Origin of the sequence: Petrocella atlantisensis (genome assembly GCF_900538275.1) — a bacterium.
Classification (GTDB): Bacteria; Bacillota; Clostridia; order Lachnospirales; family Vallitaleaceae; genus Petrocella; species Petrocella atlantisensis.
Window position 1 is genome coordinate 459877 of the sequence record NZ_LR130778.1, and the last position, 24949, is coordinate 484825.

Sequence of the window (24949 nt, forward strand, 5' to 3'; positions counted from 1 at the left end):
TCTATCACTCCCAATCCTCATTTAGCCAATTTCTTAAAAGCTGAGCTACCGCATCCGGGTTTTCATCTACAAATCGTTCAATCTGAACTCTTGCTTCTGATTTCCCATCATACTCTATGGCTTCTAGCTCATCTGAACTTTTCGTTGTCGCTAACATATCTTCAACAGACAGTTCCGGCTCTACTTCTGTGATCTCAACCGGTTCAGTTCCCTTATATACCGCATAGCCGAGTAATGCAATCATAAGTATAATGATGATGACAGGTATATAGTCTGCCACCCTACTTTCTACGATTGGTGTATCGACAAAAACAGGTACTTCATATGCCATTACAAATACCTCATCTATATTAGAAGCATTGGCAATCAACTGAACAATATTCGGATCCACTTCTACACTGTTTCTAACATTATTATCCTCTTGGTACTGTTCCCATGTCGTCTCTTCTAAGACACCTTGCTCCTCTAATAAAGCCTGTCTATGGTAAATATATTTATTCAAAGTAACGGTTACTGTTGAGTCTTCAGGTATAATACTACCGATACTTCTAACTGTTTTTGTTATGGTTGAGTTCGGTACTAGATCTTTATCTGAAATAAACACTTCACTTTCAGATCCACCCCCACCATCAATGGGGTACGTGGGTGTGTCCGCATTGGTGTCTGTTCCGGGTATACCACCTGCATCCGTGGAAGTACCGGTCGACTCATAAATATAAACCCTTGTTGGGTATGGTTCAGTCTCTCCTTCAGCAATGCTGTACACTTCAGACTCACTACTGACACTATCAAAATCAATTTTAAGATTAACACCTACAACAGCGTCATCAAATTCTCCTCGAGCTAATAATAGGCTTTCAATGGTTCTTTCGTATTTGGCTTCGTATGCATCCCTATAATCCATATGAGAATTAAGACTTCCAAATATGCTGCTATCGTTGCTACCGTTAAACAACAACTTTGCATTGGAATCCAGTATTTTTATATTCCCTATAGACAAGTTGTCCACAGCGGTTTCCACAAAAGATGCAATACCATAAACTTGATCCTCTGTTAATTCTCCGTTAGTTGTTAATATTACAGATGCCGATGCCACTTTATCTTGTTGCAGTACAAATCGCTCGGTATCCGGGAGTACAATCTTAACCCTAGCCGACTTAACTTTATCTATTAATTCAATTAAACCGCCTAATTCATTTTCAAAAGCTAACTGCTGCATCATGGCTCGGTCATCACTGCTTGTGGTTAAAGATGTATTAAACGCCTCTTTCCACTGAAAAGTCGTTGCTGACAAAATGCCTTGTTCAAACAGCAATAGCTTCGCATCTTGGAATCTACGGCTATCAACATATAAGGTCGATGCGCCATCTTCGTATCTATGAGCAATTTCATTGGCTGTTAAGATCTCAACCATCGCTGTCATTTGGTCCGGTGTTACATTTTCAGCGTAAATAATCATATTCGGTCGACTTAAAACAACTGCCAAGACAACCAAAGCAGCTACACTTGCTAAAAAAATACCAATGATCTGTAATTTTTGAGTCCGTGTGAATTTGTTCCAATATTCTGTAATCTGATTAGAAAAATTCGTTATAAATTCAGGCATCGTGCCACTCCTTATCCTAAAACATCTTTAACAAACGCCTTAAGCTTATAATTGAATCCTCATAATTTCATTATAGGCATCTAAAAGCTTATTTCTTAATTGAACCGTATATTGAAGGGCAATGCTTGCTTTTTCTTGAGCAACCATAACATCTGCAATATTGTCTATCTTACCAACTGCAAAATCTATACTCATCTGATCTGCTTTTTTTGTTAAATTGTTTGTATCTTCAAGGTTTCCCATGGCTGCATCAAACAATGCCTTAAATGGGGATTGTTCTTTAAAGTCCACTTCCGTCTTGCCTGGTGCCATCATGGATTGAATCTGATTAACCGGCTGTATGTTCATCTATGTCACCTTACCTTCCGATATTAAGTGCACTGGATATCATGCCCTTGGATGCATTAAATGCTGTTATATTCGCTTCATAAGAGCGGTTGGCAGATATGAGGTTGGTCATCTCTTCAATTGTATTGACGTTAGGCATAGAAACATAACCTTCTTCATCTGCATCCGGATGCGTTGGATCATAAGCTCTAATTGGTGGTTTATTGTCTTCTATAATCTTTGAAACCTTGACGCCTCCATTAACAGATTGATCATTTAAATATTCATTTAACATGCCTTTAAAATTGTTTCTGCTTTGAATTTCTTCAAATACAACAGTTTTACGACGATAGGGTCCGCCATCTTCGCCTCTGGTTGTATTAACGTTGGCAATGTTCTGTGAAATCGTATCCATACGAAGTCTCTGAGCGGTCATCCCTGAAGCGCTGACATTCATTGAACTAAAAAATGACATTTGATCTCCTCCTTAATAACTGCCTAGCCGTTTAGAACGCTTTTTATTCGACTGAAATTATAATTCACTTGGCTAATAAGAGCATTATAACGTAATTGATTTTCAGCAAGATAACCCATCTCGGTGTCAATATCCACCGTGTTTCCATCCAATCTATAACTGGCAGAGCTCATATCTTGAATCTTTTTTGGTGTTATTCTTGATAAATCTTCTTGACTGATTTTTCCGGTACCTTTCATGGCCTCTCTTAAGTAAGTCTCAAAAACCACATCTTGCCTCTTATAGCCCGGAGTATCCACATTTGCAATGTTGGCAGTTATCGCTTCATTTCTTGCCCAACTACCTTGTAAAGCTTTATTAATTATGTCGGTTGTTTGATAAAGTCGATTATTAATCATCGTTTCATCTCCAAATCCATTTTGATTTATTATTAGGATTACGGTGTTAGCCCTTATATTTATTATCGGCACACACTATATATTGTATCAGTTTATAATCAAATATACAATCTATAGTTCTCTGATTTGCCGTCTGATTATGAACAAGAATGTTTCTATAAGTGCAAAAAAGGAGGCTGCACGCAACCTCCCCCTCCATAATGGTTATATTTTTCCGATTTCGTCCAATAATAAGTCGTTAAGTACTTTTATATAAGTGCCTTTCATACCAAGTGACCTTGATTCTATCACTCCGGCACTTTCGAATTTTCTGAGTGCATTAACAATGACTGATCTGGTAATGCCAACACGGTCCGCTATTTTGCTTGCTACTAGGATACCTTCATTGCCTTCAAGCTCATTGAATATATGTTTAATGGCTTCTTGTTCTGAAAAGGATAGGGTTCCTATCGCTGATTTTACAATACTGGTTTTTCGAATGGCTTCCGAATTCTCGTCATTGACGGAGCGCATTATTTCCAGCCCTACAACAGTTGCACCGTACTCGCCAAGTATAATATCTTCTATATCAAACATATCTTCATTTCTATAAATGAAAAATGTTCCAAGTCGTTCATTTGCAATATCAATCGGTACAATCATACCCACGAATTTGGAGGCACTAATACGCTCACTAAATCCAAGTGTTGCCATGTTGACATTTTCTTTTGTCGACAAGATATTCAGCAAACGTTCGTTCAACTGCTCATCTACCAGTTCTCCAAGTTCATCCGTTAAAAGCTCTTCAATGTCATGGATACCATCTTTGGAATAAGATGCCAATAGTTTGCCTTTCTTACTAAGAACAAGTCCATTAGCGTTTAGTATATCACTCATTACCTCACAGATATCTGTAAAAATGACTCTCTGTGTCCCTGTTTTCTGTAGTAGCTTATTAATCTTTCTTGTTTTATCTAACAATTGAACGCTCAAAGTTCTACCTCCTGGTTATAGCCTGTATAAATTATAGTACAAATTGCACACAAATTCAAGGTCTTATTTAACTATTTCAACATTTTATTCTTTTGACACAACATTCTTACATTCATCATTGCTACACATCAATTTTTTGCCTTTATCAACCATTATCGCGCTACATTTGTCACATTTAACGGTCGTCGGAAGATTCCATGTCATAAAATCACATTCAGGATTATGTTCACAGCCATAGTAACGTCGACCTTTTTTGGTTTTTTTCACCAAGATTTCGCCACCACATTTGTGACACAGAACATCTTCTACTTTTTCTAAAATCGGTTTGGCATTTCTACAATCAGGAAAACCGGGGCACGCAAGAAATTTACCATATCTGCCCATTTTGATAACCATATTACGTCCACATTTTTCACATATGATATCTGTTTCTTCATCTTTTAGTTCAATTTTTTCTATTTCTTCTTCTGCAATTTTTACCTTTTTCTCAAAATTAGGGAAAAAGTTTCTAAGTACATCTTTCCATTCCATTGCCCCAACTTCTACATCATCCAGTTGCTTTTCCATACTGGCTGTAAAGTTTACATCAATAACACCATCAAAGTAACTGCTGATCATCTCATTAACAATCTCACCCAGTTCTGATGGGAAAAGTTGTTTGTTCTCTTTTGATACATAACCTCTTGCCATGACTGTAGCTATCGTCGGCGCATATGTACTGGGTCTACCAACACCATTTTCCTCTAAAGTCTTAACGAGACTTGCTTCTGTATATCTAGGTGGATGTTGGGTGAAGTGTTGTTCATCCAACATCTCTAATTTTTTTAATTTGGAGGTGTCATTAAGTTTGGATATGGACTGCTTGTCTTCTTTTTCTTCATCTTCTTTATATACTTTTAAGAACCCATCAAATAATTGGGTGGATAAAGCCGTCGTAAATCTATAATTACCGGAGTCAATTTTTACGGATTTTATAATGTTGATTGCCGGCATCATTCTACTGGATACAAATCGTCTCCAGATAAGGTTATACAACTTGTACTGATCACGACTTAAAGATGCTTTTATCTCATCCGGGCTAAGATGAACATAGGAAGGTCTAATGGCCTCATGTGCATCTTGGACACCTTCCTTCTTCTCTTGACTATGCGTCTTATTGGCATATGCCTCACCATAGTTATTCGTGATATATTCAATAACATTGTTATGCGCTTCATCCGAGATTCTTGTAGAATCCGTTCTCAAATACGTGATCAAACCTATGGTGCCTTCGTCTTTGACTTCAATACCTTCATATAACTGCTGTGCAATTCTCATGGTCTTAATCGCTGTAAAATTCAATTTTTTTGATGCTTCCTGTTGCAGGGTACTTGTCGTAAACGGCAATACAGTTTTCTTTTTTCTTTCTTTTTCTTGAATCTGAGAAATCTTAAATGTTTTACCTTTAAGCTCTTCCAAAATATCTTGAACTTGTTTTTGATTTTTTAACTCTATTTTTTCATCTAAGGTTCCATAAAACTTAGCCGTGAAGATATCCTTAGTTTCTTTTATCTCTAGCTTAGCATCCAGACTCCAGTACTCTTCCGGTATAAAATCGTTAATCTCATGTTCTCTATCACATATCAATTTTAGAGTGATGGATTGTACCCGCCCTGCACTCAGACCTTTTCTTACTTTTTTCCATAAGACCGGACTCATTTTATAACCCACAACCCGGTCCAGTAATCTTCTTGCTTGCTGTGCATCCACAAGATTCATATCAATTTCTCTTGCATTTTTTATAGAATCTTTGACGGCATTTTTTGTAATTTCATTAAAGGTGATTCTAAAGGTACTCTTATCTTCAAGCTTCAGGGAATGGAGTAAATGCCAAGATATGGCTTCTCCCTCTCGGTCAGGGTCAGTTGCAAGATAGACTTTTGATGCTTTTTTGACTTCTTTGCGTAATTTGGCAAGCAATTCGCCTTTGCCTCTTATGGTTATGTATTTGGGTTCAAAGTCATTTTCAATATCAATACCTAATTGGCTTTTTGGCAAATCACGGACATGACCCATAGAAGCTTCTATTTTATAATTAGGTCCTAAAAAATTTTTAATTGTTTTAGCCTTTGCAGGCGATTCAACAATGACAAGGTTCTTGGCCATAGTTATCCTCCTATAGATCTCTTAGTCCTCTAAGCGGTAAACTGCCAAGCTAGATGCCTTCACTTATGACTGCGTTTACTTTACTGCCTCTTGGATGATCTCGTATATAGTATTTGTTTGGCAACTGTATAACAGCGCCTTTTATCTCAAGTTTGGTAAGTATAAATTGTAACTCGTTCATGGACATCTCAATTTGTCTTGCAATCTCGTCAATAAATACCGGGGCAAGACTTATACAAGAATATACCATTTTTTCCTTTTCTTCAAGTGTTTTTTCAATTTCGTCAATAATTGTGTGTTTATTTGTCGAAAAAATTGAATATTCTTCAAGTATATCCTCTATTGAAAATACCGGTTTACCACCCATTCTAACAATATTATTGGATCCTCTATTGGTTCCGCCTAATACATCACCAGGTATGGCAAAAATATCTTTTCCATATTCCAATGCAAAATCAACGGTTATTAGGGAGCCGCTTTTCTCACGGGCTTCAACTAAGAGAATACCATCACTTAAAGCGCTAATCAAACGATTGCGCATGGGAAATAAACCAGGCCTTGGAACAACATCAAGTCCATATTCTGATATCACACATCCGTTTTTTATAATGTTTGTCATTAGCGTCTCATTCTCTTTAGGGTAACAAATGTTAATACCACACCCTAATATGGCCGTCGTAAATCCGTTACCCCTCATTGCCCCTATATGACTATAACTGTCAATACCCCTAGCCATACCACTAATAATATTCACTTTATTGATGGCCAGTTGCTCAGCATAATACTCTGCCACCTTCCTACCATAAGGGGTACAGTTTCTAGACCCGACCATACCGATGGATAATGGATGTTCAATAAGTTTACCTCGGTAATATAGAACATAAGGCGGATCAAAAAGACTAAAAAGTTGTGTTGGATACGCCTCATCCCTTATGGTCACATATTGAATGTTCAAGGCTTCTAAACGTTTCTCATAGGCAATCAAAGACTTAAGGTCCCGTGCATCTAATATAGTTTTTAAGTCTTTCTTATCAAATACAGGATGCTGCATACAAAGAGCAATGGCTTCTGCTTTGGCATAATAAAGTGTATAAGGTGTTTTGAATGTATTTAGAAGAATCTTTAATTTTTTATAGCCAATTCCTGGTAATCTTGTTATCCATAACCAATATTTTCTATGACTCATAACGGGCACCTACCTATTCCAATATTTTCTATCTAAAGTTCTGTATTGTATGGCTTCTGCTACATGGTTTTCTCTTATGATATCTGATGCTTCAAGATCAGCTATGGTTCTTGCTACTTTAAGAATTCTATGGTAAGCACGGGCACTTAAACCCATTTTCTCAAAGGCAAACTTAACCATTTTCTTACTTTCCTGATCCAGATTACATATTTTATCGATATCAGATGCACTTAAATGGGCATTATATATAACGCTTAGATGTTTATGACGTTCTTCTTGGATGTGCTGAGACCTTAAAACCCTTTCCATGATAACTTCTGAACTCTCAGATAGGTCATGGTTGCTTAATGCCTCAAAATCAATTGTAGAGGCCTCCACGTGTAAATCAATACGATCTAATAAGGGACCGCTTATTTTATTTAGATACCTCTTAATCTGTAAAGGCGTACAGCTGCACTTTTCAACATCCGGATAATAGCCACATGGACATGGGTTCATAGAGCAAACCATCATGAATTTCGCCGGAAAATCTACAGTTCTATTAACCCTTGATATCGTCACTTCACCTTCTTCAATAGGCTGTCTAAGGACTTCAATTACATTTTTCTGAAATTCCGGTAATTCATCAAGAAAAAGGACACCTTGGTGCGCCAATGATATTTCCCCCGGTTTTGGCAAGGCACCGCCACCAATCAGTGCTGCATTAGATATCGTATGATGAGGTGATCTGAAAGGACGTTTGACAATTAAGGACTCTCCTTCTTTGATTTTCCCGGATACACTATAGATTTTGGTAATATCAATGCTTTCTTCAAAGCTTAGACCCGGCAATATAGAGGGCAGTCTTTTTGCCATCATGGTCTTGCCGGCCCCAGGTGGACCGATCATTATGACGTTGTGCATACCGGCAGCCGATACTTCTAAGGCTCTTCTTACATTTTCCTGGCCTTTGACATCTGAAAAATTATAATGATAAGCTGTCTTGTCTTTGCAAAACAAGGCATTAACATCCACAGAGGTAGGTTTAATGATGTGAACCCCCAACAAATGCGCAACTGCTTGTTTTAAATCATTGACCCCTATAACGTTCATCCCTGAAATGACGCCAGCTTCTTTTTTGTTGGCACTTGGCACCATACAATGAGTAATGCCTGATTTATAAGCTGAATGTACCATGGGTAAAACGCCACTTACCGGTTTGACGTCACCACTTAATGATAATTCTCCTAATATAAGTACACCTTTACAAGCTTCTAATAGTTCATTCTGTTTACAGGTTAATATGCCAAGGGCTATGGAGAGGTCGTAGCCTGCCCCTTCTTTTCTTAACTCTGCCGGCGCTAAATTAATGGTGATTCGCTCTGTCGGAAAATCAAATCCAGAATTTTTTAGGGCTGTTCGAACACGATCTACGGATTCTTTGACCGCAGAATCAGGCATACCCACAATATCAAATCTCGGAAAGCCATTGGATATATCTACTTCTACTTGAACCACATGACCTTCCACTCCTTGTAATGCAGCACTTAATACATGGTTGTACATCTTAACGCCTCCTTATTTTTTTTTGACGCTTTTACCATTATCGCAAAAAAATAAAAGCTTTTGGTCCGCCGAAAGCAGACAAAAAGCTTTAGATATAATTGATGAACTGAGGCTATTAATTTTCTACTGATTGATACACCAGATTCACAAATGCTTCTGCGCCCATCGGCTTACCAAATAAATAGCCTTGGGCAATATCACAGGACATGCTTTCAAGTAACTTACTTTGTTGGCTTGTTTCTATCCCCTCAGCAACAACTTTTAATCCCATACTATGGGCGATGTCAATGATGGCACCCACCATTACCTGTTCATAATTTTTTATAGTAACATTTTTTATAAAATGTTGATCGATTTTTAATTGGTCTATTGGTAGTGCTTTTAAATAACTAAGTGAGGAATAGCCTGTTCCAAAGTCATCCAAAGAGAAACTTACGCCTATTTCTTTCAATTGGGTCATGATGCCCATGGTTGTTTCTAAACTTTCCATCGCAACGCTTTCCGTAATTTCCAACTTTAATCTTTTTGGATCCATACCTGTCTCATTTATTATTCGTTGCACATTTTGTACCAAATTCCGATTTGAAAACTGCTTAGATGATATATTCACAGCCATTATAATCCCTTTGATACCAATAGATTCCCAATAGACACTTTGAGTACAGGCTACTTTTAATATGTGTTCTCCTAAAGGTGTAATTAATCCGTTGTCTTCTGCAAATCCAATAAATGTCATCGGCGATAATAGGCCTTTTTTGCAATGATTCCATCGCACAAGTGCTTCAACGGCTATTATTTTTTTGCTCTTGTAATCCAATTGAGGTTGATAGTGTAATATGAATTCTCCTTCAGCTAGACCTCTGCGAATATCATCTTCCATTTTGTGCTTTAAAACCATCTTTTCATTCATACTTTTCTCATAGAATTCATAACGGTTTTTACCTAATTCCTTGGCTTTGTAAGTAGCATTATCCGCATTCATGAAAAGAGTATCAAGGTCTTGTCCGTCATAGGGATAGATTGCTATGCCAATACTTGCAGTAAGATTAAATACATTTTCTTTAATCTTGATAGGGGTATTTATAATTGCCTGAACTTGTTCTGCAATTTCTCCTGCTTGCATGAGGTCACAATCACTTACTATTATGGCAAATTCATCACCACCGACCCTTGCTATAACATCACAATGTATTTCTTCATTTAGCTTACTTGCCAAGCTCTGAATGATTTCATCTCCTATTTTATGACCTTTTGTATCATTAATAGTTTTGAAGTCATCTAAATCAATATGTACCAAGGCACTCTCAAGTCTTCTTCCATCTGAAAAAATCTTGCTCAATCGTTGAAATAGCATAACTCTATTGGGTAAGCCTGTTAGCATATCATAATATGTTAATTTGTCAAATGATTCTTCAGCCTTGATACGTTCTGTGATTTCTGTAATAAAACCAGATACCCTTATGGCTCTTCCACTTTGATCCAATATGCTTTTGCCACGGGCAAAAAGCCACTTGATTTCACCATCCCCGGCCACAACTCTATACTGTAGTTCCTTATAATTATTTTCCATGTCTTTGAAGCTCTCAATAAAATACATATATTGGGCTTGATCTTCACTATGGACATATTCTAACCATATTTCTTGATTGATTTTTGCATCTTTCTTTAGTCCTACAATCTGAAGACCTCTATTAGAAATATAAAAAACATCCTCGATTATATTCCAGTCCCATATGACATCATTAGAACCTTCAACTGCATGTTTATATCTGTCTTGGGCAATGCGCAAATTTTCTTCTTTATTTTTTAGAAGTCTAATATTGGTGAGTAATGTCTGTCTTGTATTTATAATTGTATCAAACATGCTGTTCAATCGATTACTAAGTCTTTCAAGATCATGATTTCCCTGAACCTCAATACGATAACTTTCATCACCTTCTGAAAAAGCAGTTATGCCTTCTGCAATTCTATCAATAGCCGATGTGATTTTGGATGACACAAATATAATGGCAATAAAAATCGCTATGTTTATAAAAATCATCTTAACAATGTAAGACCCTAATTCCTTATACAGTACATCTCTCAAAAAAAAGGCCGTTGTTGTTAAATAAATTTGACCTACATAGATACTATCATAGAATATATCATTCTTATACGTCATGTCATGATATTTGACATCATAAGGCTCTTCTGATTTCTCCATTTCATAAACAAGGTTATCATTATCGTCCATTATTTGAACCTTTGCAACTGTTTGAGATTCAAGAAAAACTGTACCAATTTTGTCAATACTCTCATCATTATATGTCCAAAGTGCTTGCGCCATGGCAGCTGAAGACATATCCAATAATAAATATGCTTCATCCTCCAAATCCTGATGCATTTCCACCTGTTTACCCTTCAAATCAATGACAAAGCTCAATGTAAGGATGATAAAAACTGCTAGCAAGATTGGAAATCTTATTAAAGTACTTAGTTTCTTTTTACTATTAAACACAAAGAACTCCTTATCTATCAAAATATGTTATGGTCAGCCATGATTCGTTGATAGGTACCATCATAAAAGATGGATTTATACGCTTCATTGAAAGACTTTTTTAACTGATCTGTATCCGGATATGTTTTGGATAAAATCATATAATAGTCATGATTCCTAGCGCTTACATTAAGGGTTTGAAAAACTTTTTGATCATCTTTGTATAACCTTTGAATGATGTGTTCTGCTACATATTTATCTTCGATAAAAAAATCAATGCGTCTTGCATAAAGCATTTTTACTAGTGCTTCTGTATCGTCTGCCCATTCAACATTTATGCCCATTGCCTTAATGTCTGATGGGCTGCCATACCAATAACCGTTCGTGCCTCCAAATGTCAACCCTTTGAAATCTTGCAAATCTTCAAATATCTTACTTGAATCTTTAAAGATGTCTTGATTTTCTCTATAGTAATATAAATGCTGGCTACTAAATATGGGAACCGAAAAATTAAAATCATTTAAATTATCTTCAGAAAATCCATAAGGATAGGATGCCCACGCCTCACCATTTCTCAGCATTTCTCTACACCGTTCCCATGGGTAATATCGCACTTCATAATCTATACCACTGCGGTTAAGGACTTCTATAACCGTCGCATCTAGAAATCCAGGATTATTCTTATCAGATGATGTGTATGGCAAATATTCACCCGTCACTATCAGTACTTTACCTGGTTCAATCGCTTCGTTTGTTTGGATTGATTCCATTTGAACATCTTGTGGTATATCACTTTCACACGCTACAAGAAACATTAAGAACCCTACTATGAAAATCTCTTTAATTCTTCTGTATAGAATAACCAACACCTACCTTAATTATACTATAGACAGTTTACCATTGTATTCTACTCAAAACAATAGTTACTCATAGTTGCTTTCATAATAAAAAAGATACAAAACCTTAGTCCTGCATCTTTTCTTACTTTACTTACTTTTATTTTTCTTTGAGAATTTTTTTCAGTTCGTCCATAAAGGTATTGATGTCTCTAAACTCTCTATATATTGAGGCAAATCTCACATAGGCGACTTCATCTAAGGATTTGAGACCTTCCATGGCTATTTCACCAATCTGACTGGAATCAACTTCCTTTTTCATAGCATTGTAGAGTTGATTTTCGATATCATCCACCAGAGCATCGATGCTCTTCATCGCTACCGGTCGTTTGTGACAGGATCTCACCAACCCGGACATGAGTTTATCTCTAGAGTATGGCTCTCTAGAGTTATCTTTCTTAACAATGATCAGCGGCATACTTTCTACTGTTTCATAAGTTGTAAACCTTTTCTCACAATTCTCACATTGCCTTCTTCGCCTAATGGCGTTGTTCTCTTCCGATGGCCTTGAATCTATTACTTTGATACTTTCAGTTCCACAATAAGGACATTTCATACTCGATCCCCTTCTTCAAGCCAAAGCATGGTCACCAATGTAACCATGCTTTGGGGTATTTTATAAAATACTATTTATTTTTTCGTCTTTGCAGGAATGGTGGTATATCAATAGGTTGATCATCGGTTGAAACGTACTTTTCCGTTTTTACCGCCACTTCTTTTTCCTGTGCCACTGTCTTTTCCCTATCCGCTTCCGTTTGTGGCTCCACTGCAGCATCTCTTTTTTCTTCTTTATTCTGTCCGTATTTTGTATTAGATGTTTCCATACGTTCTTTGTATGTTGTCGTTGGATAAGGATCTACGGCTTTTGCTTCAAATCCGGTAGCAATAACGGTAACCACCAGTTCATCATCTAAATTCTCATCTATACTTTGTCCATAGATTACGTTTGCATCATAGCCTGCAGCTTCTTGTATTAATTGGATCGCGTCATTGGCATCAAACATAGACATGTTTAAATCACCACTGATGTTAATCAGCATGTGCTTAGCTCCGTCTATGGTTGTTTCAAGTAACGGACTGGAAATAGCAAGTCGTGCAGCCTCTTCCGCTTTATTATCACCTTTTGCTCGTCCAATACCAATATGAGCCACACCTTTATCGCTCATAACCGTCGCTACATCAGCAAAGTCCAAATTGATAATACCCGGTGTATAAATCAAATCTGATATACCTTGTACACCTTGTTGTAATACTTCGTCTGCTTTTTTGAATGCATCTCTCATGGTTGTTCTACGATCTACAACAGATAAGAGTTTCTGATTCGGTATAACAATTAAAGTATCCACGTTCTTTTTGAGCTCAATAATACCTTGATCGGCATTCTGCATACGACCACGGCCTTCAAATTCAAAAGGCTTGGTCACAACACCTACGGTTAAAATACCCTGTTGTTTGGCAATGTTTGCAATAACTGGTGCAGCGCCTGTACCTGTTCCACCCCCCATACCGGCGGTAATAAATACCATGTCATAACCTTTTATAATCTGGGCCAATTCATCATGGCTTTCTTCTGCTGCTTTTAGACCAATCTCCGGTTTGGCACCTGCACCCAATCCTCTGGTCAATTTTTCTCCAATTTGTACTTTGTTTTTTGCTTTTGATCCGTTGAGTGCTTGAACATCTGTATTAACCGCAACAAATTCTACACCTGTCACCGCATCCTCAACCATTCTATTAACGGCATTGTTACCACCACCGCCTACACCTATAACTACTATTTTTGCAATATTACTTCGATCGCTCATATTAATCTCCAACAATTCATATCCTCCTCACAGCTAAGCCATGTCATTTTTCATATATCTCTAGCACTAGGCCAATTATAACGAATATGGTACTTTTCTTATGTCTATAATATAGTTTTTCATCTCATTAATCAACAAGTATTTCATTTATTCCGTATTTTTTTTAAAGATGAATTGCTGACCATCTTGTTCTAAGTTAAGGGTTCCTGATAAATCAGAAGGCAATTTTTTCATGACATCACCGGCATTTCTCATCTTCATGTCCAATTGGGTTGCTTCTCCCAGTTCTATTTTGATGTTGTTTACATAAAGATTCAACGCTTTTAAGTCATTTGTCGGAAACTCAATGTGAGTTATGGGTACTTGATATTTTGATTTTAAGTGGTGTAGCTCCAGAAGTGTGGTTAGCACCTCTTCTTGAATATCCAGCTTATTTCCAATAACTGCGCTACCAACATATAGCCCTTCTACAATCGGAATTCCTGACTTCTGTTTCTTCTGATACGCGATAATATACCCATTCTTATCCAAAGCAAGAAACTGATCTTGATACCTTATGTAGTTGATCACCTCTTTTTCCGTTACTATGATGTGTAACTTATTATACCCATTATACTGAATCTCTACCTCTTTGATATATGGGTATTTTGAATAGTCTTTTTCTTTATTAAAAAACACTTCAATAACATTGGAATTTTTTTGAATATGTACCATCTCGATAATCTCTTCTTTAGTATATTGGAAATTGCCGCTTACGACGATGTTTTTAATACTTGCCAGTTCAAGAAGGATATAGAGCGAAGCAACCAGTATAATGGTAACAATCACCAAGCCGATTAGAAATCGACTGGAGTAACCTTCATGTTTTTCTTTTTTTCTTTTTTTCATGGCAACAACTTTCTCTCTCATCATTATAAATGATCCAATCTACTCGCATTTTGTCTAGCAATGTTTAGCACTAGACCAAGTTCAACAAGCAAAAAAATCAAAGAAGATCCACCGTAACTAATAAAGGGTAAGGGTATACCTGTCGCCGGAATTGTATTGGTTACAACACCAATATTTATGAATACTTGTAACCCAATATGAATCATGACCGCTGTTACAATCAAAATCTCGACAACCGCACTTGATGAACGGATAATCTCCAAACAACGCCATAACAACAAAGCAAATAGCATGATAATTGCAATAGCTCCAAATAGCCCTAATTCTTCGCAAATAATCGAGAAGATAATATCATTGTGGGCTTCCGGTATGAAGTCAATCTTTTGTATGCTTTTTCCAAGTCCTACACCAAAGAAACCACCAGATCCAATGGCATATAAGGATTGAATGGTTTGAAATCCTTTACCTAAGGGATCTGAAAAAGGACCGTTAAGCCATATGTCAATCCTTGAGCTTCGATACCCGGCCACTCGAAAAAATATGAAGCCAAGTAGACCTAGTGGTGGTAGAGCAATCAAAATGAGTTTTGGTACGTTCTTATACATGACAAATACCATACCGCCGATTATCGCTGTGATGACAATGGCCGTACTTAGGTTTTCAACACCAATCAAGAGGATGGGTAGGGCCGTCGCACCAAGAACAAAACCAAGTGCTTTAAAGTTGTTTATATGTTTTTCAAAACCGGCCATTAAACTACTCATCGCCATAATCAACACAACTTTTGCCAACTCGGAAGGTTGAATACTTATGTCTCCAAATAAAGTCAACCATCTTTTTGATCCGTTGATGTCCTCAGGTTGAAGCAATACCAATATAAGCATAATGAGCATGATGACATAAAAATACCCTGAAAACTTAAGAAATAACCTATAGTTAATTCTTGAAACTATGAACATAACAACAGCACCGATCACAACCCATACGACTTGTCGTATAAAGAAATGGTTGTGGTTGCCATAGTGGGCGTATGCGGAATAATAGCTCGAGCTATAGATCATAACGATGCCAAAAACCATGAGAAGAAGCACAACAAATACTAAGGTTATATCTGTTCTACCTTTTGTTATGAGTGACGTTGAATTAGATTTTGCTTTTTTATATGCCTTATGTTCCATCGTAAACTCCCTATTAGCATGCCTAATGTCACAATCCAAAATGGACAATGATTCCAATATAACTTATGAGACACATCATGATGGTTATAATGGTAAATACATAGACTATCTTGGTTTCTTTCCAACCCATCAGTTCGAAATGATGATGAATGGGTGCCATCTTGAACAGTCTTTTTTTTGTTTTTTTATAATAAGCCACTTGTAGCATGACCGATATGACTTCGATTAAATAAATCACGCCTATGAATAGGATTATAATTGGTAATTTCATATATATGGCCGTGGCTGCGACGAGTCCTCCAAGCGCAAGAGAACCGGTATCGCCCATGAATAATGCGGCTGGATGGCTATTATAGATTAGAAAACCAAGTAGTGCACCAATAGCGACCCCAATTAGAGGTGCTAATTGAGAACCAACGATAAGATCCATCACTAGAAAAAAGGTTAATACCGCTATTGTTACTGATGTGGCTAGACCATCAATACCATCCGTCAAGTTAACACCATTAACTGTACCAAGCATAAACACTATGATAAATGGGATATATAACCATCCCAAGTCCAAACTGCCTCCACGTATAAAGGGTACAATCAATGTTGTCACGTCCACCGCATTACCATAAAGAAACGCCAGAAAGCCACCGGTGATGATCAATTGGGCAAGCAGTTTTTGATATGCCTTCAAACCAAGAGATCGTTTTTTGACCACTTTGATATAATCATCTATAAATCCGATGACAGCAAAACCGACACTAACAAGTAATACCGGAAGGATGACTGGTGTTCTCATTGCCATGATACCGCCTATAAGTATGATTACCAACATAAAAATTAACCCACCCATAGTGGGTGTACCTGTTTTTATCAGGTGGCTCTGTGGCCCATCATCTCTTACAAACTGACCGAACTTCAATTTTCTCAAGTAAGGTAAACTTATAGGAACCAGCACTGCTGTCAATAGCGTTGCCCCAAGGATAACTGCAATCAGTTCCATCATTTCACCTCAAACTTTCTTATCAACGCTTCTCGAATTTTTTCAAAAGCCATCCCTCTTGATGCTTTTAACAATACAATGTCATGATCCATAATGTGCTTCTCCAAAGATACAAGAAAATCTTCTACGCATTCATAGTAATGGCTCTTAATGGCTTCAGGTTCAAAACGCTTGATAACATCATAGGTCCATTTGGCCTCTTTTCCAATTAATATACATACATCCGGTTTGCTCTTAATGACTTGATGTCCGACTTGCTCATGTCCTTTTTTTGAGTAGGACCCCATTTCAAACATACTACCCAGTATCGCTACACTTCTCTCTGTTGCTTCCTTAAGAACACTTAAGGTCTTAAGGGCGCCGTTCATGGAATCTACACTGGCATTGTAGGCATCGTCAATAATTCTTAATCGGTCACCAATCTTGTATTCGTTTAAGCGCATTTTAGCTGGTTCATATTGTAGTATACCTTTAATAATATTTTCCTTCTCTATACCTAAATATTCACCGATTAATACGCCACCTAAGGCGTTTAATAAGATGTGCTCACCCGGATAATTGACCGTCATACTGTATATACCTCGGTCTGTAGCCACGGTCATTTTTTGTCTGCCTTGATCCAGCACTTGGTAATTGACCACACAACAATCGTTGCCTTGAGTATAACCGTACGTCTTCACTCGACGTCCATACTGAAGTTTCAACGGTTTCAAATAAGGATCATCCCCATTCAAAATGATTAGTCCTTCATCTTGTATATGGGGTAACATTTCTGTTTTTGCTTTTAATATGCCTTCTTGGGATCCTAGAAACTCTATATGAGATACCCCAATATTTGTAATCATGCCAATCTCAGGTTTTAATATGTTCGCCAAATAATCAATTTCTCCAAAATGATTCATACCCAGTTCTATGACAGCAACTTCAGCGTCAGGTTCAAGAGATAATATAGATAAAGGAAGGCCAATGTCATTATTATAATTGCCGTCGGTTTTATGCACTTTGAACTTCGTTTCTAATATACTTGCTAACATTTCTTTGGTACTGGTTTTGCCCACACTACCTGTTATACCAATAAAGGGGATGGTAAATTGTTGTCTATAAAAGGCCGCCAAATGTCCCAGTGCCTTTTTTGTATCCTTCACAATGATGGCCGGAAACCCTACCGGGACATGGTCAATTGATACCGAAAAAACACATAAGGCGCCTGCCGAAATGGCTTCTTTTATAAAATCATGGCCATCAAAACGTTCTCCAATAATGGGAATATACAAATCATTCTTTTGAACTTCTCGGCTATCTATGATAACTCGATGGATGTATTTTTCTGTTAAAGATTCTTTATTAATAAAAGTACCTTCAATCGCATTCGTAATCTGTTCAATGGATATTCTTTTCAATTTAGGCCTCCTGAATATGAGACCTTATAATCTCCTTGTCATCCATATGTATCTTCGTTTTACCAATGATTTGATAATCTTCATGACCCTTTCCGGCTACAAGAACAATATCATCCTTCTGAGCGCTGTCCAGTCCGTGTTTTATGGCGTCTATACGATTCTCAATACGGACATAAGGCTTTTTCAAGGGTATCACACCGACTTCAACTTCATCCATTATGGTTTGAGGATTCTCCGTTCTGGGATTGTCTGATGTTATAACTGTATAATCTGAATAGCTTGCAGCGATGCGGCCCATAATTGGTCTTTTTGATTTATCTCGATCACCACCACAACCAAATACGGTGATGACTCTACCTTTTGCAAATTCTTGAATTGTTTTGAGCACATTTTCAAGTCCGTCTGGGGCATGGGCATAATCAACGATGGCATAGTACCCTGATTCGCTCTTAATGACTTCAAATCTACCTTCAATAATACTGTCTTTCCCTAAAGCTTCAACGATCTTTTCTATCTCCACACCCCTAAGTAGTGTGGCCCCTATGGCTGCCAGCGCATTATAGACACTAAATCGACCGGGCGTTTGTATATCAACTTTATAAGTCTTACCTTCATAATTCAATAAAAAGTGTGTACCTCTAATGTCAATATGAATATCCCCTGCATATAAATCAGCTTCATGATTCAAACAGCTATAGGTTAATAACCGCTCTGAGGTCGTGTTTTCTATTATGTAAGCACCTACTGGGTCGTCTATATTGATCACTGCATCATCCGCCATCATAAAGAGCTTTAATTTCGCATCTCTATAAGCTTCCATCGTCTTGTGGTAATCTAAGTGGTCTAAAGTAAGATTGGTGAAAACGGCAATATCAAATTCTGCTCCCCATACGCGTTTAAGATCTAGAGCATGAGAGGATACTTCCATAACAACATCGTTCACGTTAGCTTCTACCATTTTTGCAAAAAGTTGTTGAAGCTCTAAGGCATCCGGTGTTGTATGTTCCGTGGGTATAACCAAGTCATCAATCTTGTTTTCTATCGTACCAATTAAGCCTGTTTTCTTATTACTATAGCGCAGAATTCTTTCTATTAGGTTAACGGTGGATGTTTTTCCATTGGTACCTGTTACGCCAATCAATCCAAATTGACTGGTTGGTCGGTTATAATAACGCGTTGCCAAATGGGCCAAGGTTTCTCTAGCATCCTTCACCTTAACAATCAATATATCAGGATCTTCAATCGTTATTTCTTTCGTGACGATAATTGCGACGGCGCCTTGCTTAATAGCACTATGGATATACTGATGACCATCTGATTCATAGCCTTCTATACAAATAAATAGTGCGCCTTCATCAACACATCTTGAGTCGTGGTGAATGGACTTAATATTAACATTTAATGTCCCTTGAATGATCTCATAAGTATGATTTTCTAATAATCCAGCCAGCTTCATAATTTCCTCCGATACTTTTCTATATTCAAATGCTTCCGTATTTTAGTCATTCGGTGTTTCTAGATCTTCTTCTATTGCTTCTTCTATTGCTTCTTCTGTTGTTTCTTCTGTTGTTTCTTCTATAATTTCTTCTCCATTGTTTTCTTCAACTGCATCTTCATTTGGATTATCTAATGGTTCGACTACGACCTCCGGTACTTCTGCTTCATATTCCTTAGTCACTCTCAAATAAGGTAGAACATTCCCCATGATGTCTTTGAATATTCTTGCAGCATAACGACTGTTAACATCCACACCTACAGGATCGTCTACAACTACAAGGGTAATGATTTCCGGTGATACCACAGGACTGAATCCAATAAATGAGACAATATAGTCTTTGGTCTCTCTATTGCCTTTCTCTGCGGTTCCGGTTTTTCCACCTATAGAATAGCCTTCAACCTTAGCACCTTGACCCGTTCCTTCATCCACAACATGTCTAAGCGCTGTACTTGTCTCAAAAGAGACCTCTTCTGATATGACTTTTCTTTGAAGCTTGGGTTTGTTCTCTACAATTAATAAACCTTCTTCAGAAACTATACGACGCATTAATTGGGGTTCATATAAGTACCCACCGTTGATCAAAGAAGAAAAACCTGCTATCAATTGTATGGGTGTCACCTGAAAACCTTGTCCGAAGGCACTGGTCTGTATTTCAACCGGATTCAATTGATCATAACTGTACACCAAATCTCGAAAGCTCTCTTCACCAAATAAATCAATATTGGTCACTGCACCAAAACCAAACATGCGCTGATAATTATAGAAAAATTCTCTACCGATGGCTTCACCCATATCCATAAAAGCCACATTACAAGAATTGCTTAATGCATCATAAATGGTTTGATCCCCGTGTCCTGTTCGCTTCCAACAATATATTGGAGCTTGTCCTTGATAAGGCACTTTGTAACCATTACACAGAAAATTATGCTCATGTGGATCTAAGATATATTCTTCTAAAGTCATTGCAAAGGTGAATGGCTTAAAAGTGGAACCGGGTTCATAAGACTTAGATATAGAACCATTACGCCATAACGTGTTTAAAAAGTCACTTTTCTCTTGTGTGGTCATGGCATTTAATACTTCTTCATCTAACAAATGACTCATGTCATAAGGGTTATTTAAGTCAAAGTTGGGATAAGAAGCCATACCCAGAATCTTACCGTTTTGAGGATTCATGACGACCACTCTAACAGATAGTGCTTCTTCTGTCTCATAAAAACGACTTATCGCTTCTTCTATATACGTCTGAATGGTAAAATCCAGATTCAATTCTACGTTATAACCTGTTGTTGCAACAATATCTTCTTGATTAAATCTATTTTGACCGTCAACAGAACCAAAACGCCTACCGATTGTCCCGGATAGGTATGTGTTATAGGTTTTTTCTATACCCCACAAACCTTCACCATCCGATCTTAAAAAACCAATAACATCAGAAGCCAGTGTATTATAAGGATAGGTCCTCTGGTACTGTTCTTCAAAAGCTACACCTTTAATAAGACCTTTTGCAAGTGCCTCTTCAATAGGTTGAATGTCTATATATGTAAGCTCTTTTGCAATCAGTTCATAATGACTTCCCTTACGATCCACTAAGAGCTTAGATAGATCCTCAACCGTCACATCCGCCAGTGTATCACCCAGAAGCTTTAAGGTCTCATCAATAATCTCTTGTTTATGTTGAATGATGACCGCTGGATCAAATATAACATTATAAATCTTATGGCTTTCCGCTAAAGGAATACCTTTGTTATCCAGTATTGACCCTCTTTTAGGTATAATCTGATTGTTTGTATTCGTCAGATTATTAATCTGCTGTGCCAAAACCGATTGCTTGTATTGTTGGTCATCAATAATATTAATATACACTATACGGTAACCTAGAAAAATAAATAACAAAATAAAAATAATGAAAAGCAGTATGCTTCTGCTTTTCATTAGATATTGAATTGAACGTTGCTTTTTCATATTACCAACCCCTTGTTATAAATGCCAACATATTGCCAAAAGTTACTTTTTCATCCTTTGGTAATTCAATGGAACTATATTGAACTGTATAGCTGGTTGGTTCCGGTTCTATATCAATAACATCTACACCTTTGGGGTAGACCATACCATATTCATCCATTGCTATACGCTTTATTTCATTTAAGTTCATTGTCTCATTGATTTCAGCCGTAATATTCGCATTTGTTCTTCTGATTTCATTAAGTTCATTCTTAAGCGTCATGATTTGCTTGGATGTATCAACAACTGAAAATTGTGCTTTCAACATAAATACACAAACAATAGACACAGCTATTATAACAGAAGCTAAAATAAATGTACACGCCGGATTGATGCTTGCAACTTTCTTTTTTCTTTGTCTTGTTTCAACAGGCGCCACTGGGGCTATTTCTTGGTGATTTACGGATTGCTTATACGCAACCGCATTGCTACCAACAACATAAGTCTCTCTGTTTCTTTGATACCTCTTACCCATTGTGGTCACCTCCACTTTTTTCAAATACCCTCAATTTTGCACTTTTACTTCTAGAATTTTCTTCCATTTCTATATCTGAAGGAAGAATTGGTTTTTTGGGTGTTGCTTTTCCCGTGGGTTTTTTACCACAAATGCATATAGGAAAACTGCTTGGGCAGGTACATGGATTTTCATTTTCTCTAAAGATTTGCTTTACAATACGGTCTTCCAGAGAATGAAAGGTTATAATACAAAGCCTGCCTTCCGGATTAAGTGCGTCAATCATATCTTGTATGGTATTCTCAAGTACTGCTAATTCCTCATTCAGTTCAATTCGAATGGCTTGGAATGTTCTTTTTCCAGGGTGGCCACTTGTTTTTTGAAACTTCATGGGTATGGATTTTCTAATGATTTCTACCAACTCATAGGTTGTTTCTATTGGTTTTATCGCTCTGGCTTCTAGAATATGTTTGGTAATGTTATTTGCAAACTTTTCTTCTCCGTAGACTCTGAGTATCTTTGTCAACGCCTGATATGAATACTCGTTAACTATGGTTTTTGCTGTTTTTTTCTGTCTTTGATCCATACGCATGTCAAGAGGTGCATCTTGCATATAAGAAAAACCACGATCAGCTGTGTCCAGTTGAAATGATGACACACCCAAATCAAGAAGAATACCGTCGACACCCGCGATACCCAGATCTTTTATTATTGTGTTAAAGTTATTGTAATTGCTTCTAACGATATCAACCTGATTGATCACATGTCTCAACCGATCTTGACTATACGCTATGGCTGCCTCATCCTGATCAATACCAATAAGTCTACCCCGTTCACTTAACTTACCACAGATGACGCTGGCATGACCTGCACCACCTAAAGTACCATCTACATAGATGCCATCTGGCTTAATATGTAAGGCTTCAATACATTCGTCTAACAAAACTGATTTGTGATTAAATGCCATATACGTCACCCTCTCTCACTACAATACTCAATTACTCTCTATAGGTTTAAGCCTTCTAAGGAATCTGCTAAATCACTAACATCATCCAGCTCATCATCTTTGTATTTATCCCATATCTCTTTTGACCAGATTTCTATTCTGGATCCAACACCTATAACCACCACTTCTTTATCTAACTCACCAAATGTTCTAAGTGAAGGGCTTACCATTGCTCTTCCTTGACCGTCCAGTACACACGCCATTGCTGAACCTGTGAAAAATCTATGTATTTTTCTGAAGTCTTTGCTTTTTAATTGGTTTTCACCGAGTTTGCTTTGAAATGCATGCCATTGATCTTCTGAGAATACAAATAAACACTTGTCAAAACCTTTTGTCAAATAAAAAGTCTCACCAAGTTCATCTCTAAAATTCTTAGGTATTCTTACACGACCCTTTTCATCAATTGAATGGTTATATTCACCAATGAACATCATTCCACCTGCTTACCTATTTTTAATTCACCAGCCACTTGTCGCCACTTTCATCCACAAATAACCACTTAATGTAATAATATAGTAATTTTATCGGAATTACAAGCCTTTCATATAAAAAAAATGACGAATTCTTTTTAGAATTTGTCATTTTATATAAAACTATTTTATTTTTTTTATGCATTTTGTACATGTCTATGTTAGTTAATAGTCATTCTCCTATAATTCTATCACACAAACACCTAAATCTCGTCGTTATTATTAGGAAGAAGCCACAAGTTATGGCTTGAAGTACACTACAAATTGGGGTATACTCACCCACTTTTTGAAATGAACCACTACATCTTGTATTATGCTTTATTTGAGTGATCTAGAGAGCTTAATACGGGTATAGACCATAATACCTAGTGATCCGATGACAAGAAGAATTGCAAGGGCTTGTGATGCTGGTATACCCGTATTACCAATGATTAACTGGTCGGTTCTTAGACCTTCAATCCATGCTCTTCCCAGACCATAGCCAAAAAGATACAACAAGGCAATCTCACCTTTGTATTTGCGATGTTTAAAATACAATAAAATAAGAATTAAGAGGACTAAATTCCACATAGACTCATAAAAAAACGTAGGATGAACCTGAATATACTCTGCACCATTTATGGTGATCATTTTATCCACTAATACGTCCGGTATATATTTGGTCTTGGCAACGTTCAAACTCATGGCAAATATATTATCTGTATGACCACCAAAAGCCTCCATGTTCATAAAATTTCCAAACCGTCCGATGATTTGTCCAAAGATTAGACCCGGTGCCGCTGTATCACACATGACTCTAAAATCCAGTTTTTTGATTCTGGCAAAAACATACAAAGTCAGAATGCCGGCTATAACACCACCATAAATGGCCAATCCACCTTCTCTTATGTTTAGGATACTGATCAGATCGTTCTTATAGGAATCCCACTCGAAAGCCACATAATACAACCTTGCTCCAATAATTGCAGCGATTAAAGCGTACATGAAAAAATCAACATAATCCTCTGTGTTTTGGCCGGTTTTCTTTGCAATTGCCATGGGTATGAGTAGACCACCGATAAAACCCATACATATTAATAAGGCATACCAGTAAATGGCTACACCGAAAACTTCAAAAGCCACTGGCTCAATACGTGTAAATTCCAATCCTAATTTCGAAAATATGATATCTGGTTGATTCATAATTGTCTCCTTCTCTATCATAACTATGTTCCATCAATAACTAA

At 37.2% G+C, this 24949-nt stretch carries 22 protein-coding genes; all 22 read right to left on the bottom strand.

Annotation, left to right across the window (positions count from 1 at the left end; all coding sequences use genetic code 11):
* Positions 1 to 4 precede the first annotated feature (4 nt).
* The gene (gene fliF / locus PATL70BA_RS02285; protein ID WP_125135857.1) at positions 5 to 1606 is read right to left on the bottom strand and encodes a flagellar basal-body MS-ring/collar protein FliF; all 1602 of its coding nucleotides are present in this window, start codon (positions 1604 to 1606) and stop codon (positions 5 to 7) included.
* A gap of 45 nt (positions 1607 to 1651) precedes the next feature.
* A complete protein-coding gene (gene fliE, locus PATL70BA_RS02290; RefSeq protein WP_125135858.1) occupies positions 1652 to 1954 on the bottom strand; it encodes a flagellar hook-basal body complex protein FliE in 303 nt (100 codons plus the stop codon).
* A gap of 10 nt (positions 1955 to 1964) precedes the next feature.
* Positions 1965 to 2408 carry a flagellar basal body rod protein FlgC gene (flgC, locus tag PATL70BA_RS02295; RefSeq protein ID WP_125135859.1) on the bottom strand — a complete coding sequence of 148 codons (444 nt, stop codon included), beginning with the start codon at positions 2406 to 2408 and terminating at the stop codon, positions 1965 to 1967.
* 23 nt (positions 2409 to 2431) lie between these two features.
* Positions 2432 to 2806 carry a flagellar basal body rod protein FlgB gene (gene flgB / locus PATL70BA_RS02300; RefSeq protein ID WP_125135860.1) on the bottom strand — a complete coding sequence of 125 codons (375 nt, stop codon included), beginning with the start codon at positions 2804 to 2806 and terminating at the stop codon, positions 2432 to 2434.
* 204 nt (positions 2807 to 3010) lie between these two features.
* Positions 3011 to 3778, bottom strand: coding sequence for a GTP-sensing pleiotropic transcriptional regulator CodY (gene codY, locus PATL70BA_RS02305; RefSeq protein ID WP_125135861.1), 768 nt, complete (start codon positions 3776 to 3778; stop codon positions 3011 to 3013).
* Positions 3779 to 3862: 84 nt separating this feature from the next.
* Positions 3863 to 5923 (bottom strand): type I DNA topoisomerase, encoded by a 2061-nt coding sequence (gene topA / locus PATL70BA_RS02310; protein WP_125135862.1) that lies wholly within the window; start codon positions 5921 to 5923, stop codon positions 3863 to 3865.
* A gap of 49 nt (positions 5924 to 5972) precedes the next feature.
* A complete protein-coding gene (gene dprA / locus PATL70BA_RS02315; RefSeq protein ID WP_125135863.1) occupies positions 5973 to 7109 on the bottom strand; it encodes a DNA-processing protein DprA in 1137 nt (378 codons plus the stop codon).
* 9 nt (positions 7110 to 7118) lie between these two features.
* On the bottom strand, positions 7119 to 8654 hold the full coding sequence (locus PATL70BA_RS02320) for a YifB family Mg chelatase-like AAA ATPase (RefSeq protein ID WP_125135864.1): 1536 nt from the start codon (positions 8652 to 8654) through the stop codon (positions 7119 to 7121).
* Positions 8655 to 8769: 115 nt separating this feature from the next.
* Entirely contained in the window at positions 8770 to 11151 is a 2382-nt protein-coding gene (locus PATL70BA_RS02325; RefSeq protein WP_125135865.1) for a bifunctional diguanylate cyclase/phosphodiesterase, read from the bottom strand.
* A gap of 17 nt (positions 11152 to 11168) precedes the next feature.
* On the bottom strand, positions 11169 to 11945 hold the full coding sequence (locus PATL70BA_RS02330; protein WP_125135866.1) for a substrate-binding periplasmic protein: 777 nt from the start codon (positions 11943 to 11945) through the stop codon (positions 11169 to 11171).
* A 181-nt stretch (positions 11946 to 12126) separates the two neighbouring features.
* Entirely contained in the window at positions 12127 to 12582 is a 456-nt protein-coding gene (gene nrdR / locus PATL70BA_RS02335; protein WP_125135867.1) for a transcriptional regulator NrdR, read from the bottom strand.
* A 70-nt stretch (positions 12583 to 12652) separates the two neighbouring features.
* Complete coding sequence (gene ftsZ / locus PATL70BA_RS02340) at positions 12653 to 13846, bottom strand: cell division protein FtsZ (protein WP_125135868.1); 1194 nt, start codon at positions 13844 to 13846, stop codon at positions 12653 to 12655.
* Between the two features lie 132 nt (positions 13847 to 13978).
* A complete protein-coding gene (locus tag PATL70BA_RS02345; protein ID WP_172596063.1) occupies positions 13979 to 14719 on the bottom strand; it encodes a cell division protein FtsQ/DivIB in 741 nt (246 codons plus the stop codon).
* Between the two features lie 23 nt (positions 14720 to 14742).
* Positions 14743 to 15897, bottom strand: a complete 1155-nt coding sequence (locus PATL70BA_RS02350; RefSeq protein WP_125135870.1) for an FtsW/RodA/SpoVE family cell cycle protein — start codon at positions 15895 to 15897, stop codon at positions 14743 to 14745.
* Positions 15898 to 15925: 28 nt separating this feature from the next.
* Positions 15926 to 16894 carry a phospho-N-acetylmuramoyl-pentapeptide-transferase gene (gene mraY / locus PATL70BA_RS02355; protein WP_125135871.1) on the bottom strand — a complete coding sequence of 323 codons (969 nt, stop codon included), beginning with the start codon at positions 16892 to 16894 and terminating at the stop codon, positions 15926 to 15928.
* Positions 16891 to 18291, bottom strand: coding sequence for a UDP-N-acetylmuramoyl-tripeptide--D-alanyl-D-alanine ligase (locus tag PATL70BA_RS02360; protein ID WP_172596064.1), 1401 nt, complete (start codon positions 18289 to 18291; stop codon positions 16891 to 16893). The genes mraY and PATL70BA_RS02360 overlap by 4 nt, the downstream gene beginning before the upstream one ends.
* A 1-nt stretch (position 18292) precedes the next feature.
* Entirely contained in the window at positions 18293 to 19747 is a 1455-nt protein-coding gene (locus PATL70BA_RS02365; RefSeq protein WP_125135873.1) for a UDP-N-acetylmuramoyl-L-alanyl-D-glutamate--2,6-diaminopimelate ligase, read from the bottom strand.
* A 42-nt stretch (positions 19748 to 19789) separates the two neighbouring features.
* Positions 19790 to 21754 carry a peptidoglycan D,D-transpeptidase FtsI family protein gene (locus tag PATL70BA_RS02370; RefSeq protein WP_125135874.1) on the bottom strand — a complete coding sequence of 655 codons (1965 nt, stop codon included), beginning with the start codon at positions 21752 to 21754 and terminating at the stop codon, positions 19790 to 19792.
* A 1-nt stretch (position 21755) separates the two neighbouring features.
* Positions 21756 to 22268: a septum formation initiator family protein gene (locus PATL70BA_RS02375; RefSeq protein WP_125135875.1), complete on the bottom strand. Its 513-nt coding sequence runs from the start codon at positions 22266 to 22268 to the stop codon at positions 21756 to 21758.
* On the bottom strand, positions 22261 to 23214 hold the full coding sequence (gene rsmH / locus PATL70BA_RS02380; protein WP_125135876.1) for a 16S rRNA (cytosine(1402)-N(4))-methyltransferase RsmH: 954 nt from the start codon (positions 23212 to 23214) through the stop codon (positions 22261 to 22263). The genes PATL70BA_RS02375 and rsmH overlap by 8 nt, the downstream gene beginning before the upstream one ends.
* Positions 23215 to 23252: 38 nt before the next feature.
* A complete protein-coding gene (mraZ, locus tag PATL70BA_RS02385; protein WP_243115953.1) occupies positions 23253 to 23687 on the bottom strand; it encodes a division/cell wall cluster transcriptional repressor MraZ in 435 nt (144 codons plus the stop codon).
* Between the two features lie 354 nt (positions 23688 to 24041).
* Positions 24042 to 24905, bottom strand: coding sequence for a prolipoprotein diacylglyceryl transferase (gene lgt, locus PATL70BA_RS02390; RefSeq protein ID WP_125135877.1), 864 nt, complete (start codon positions 24903 to 24905; stop codon positions 24042 to 24044).
* Between the last annotated feature and the right edge of the window lie 44 nt (positions 24906 to 24949).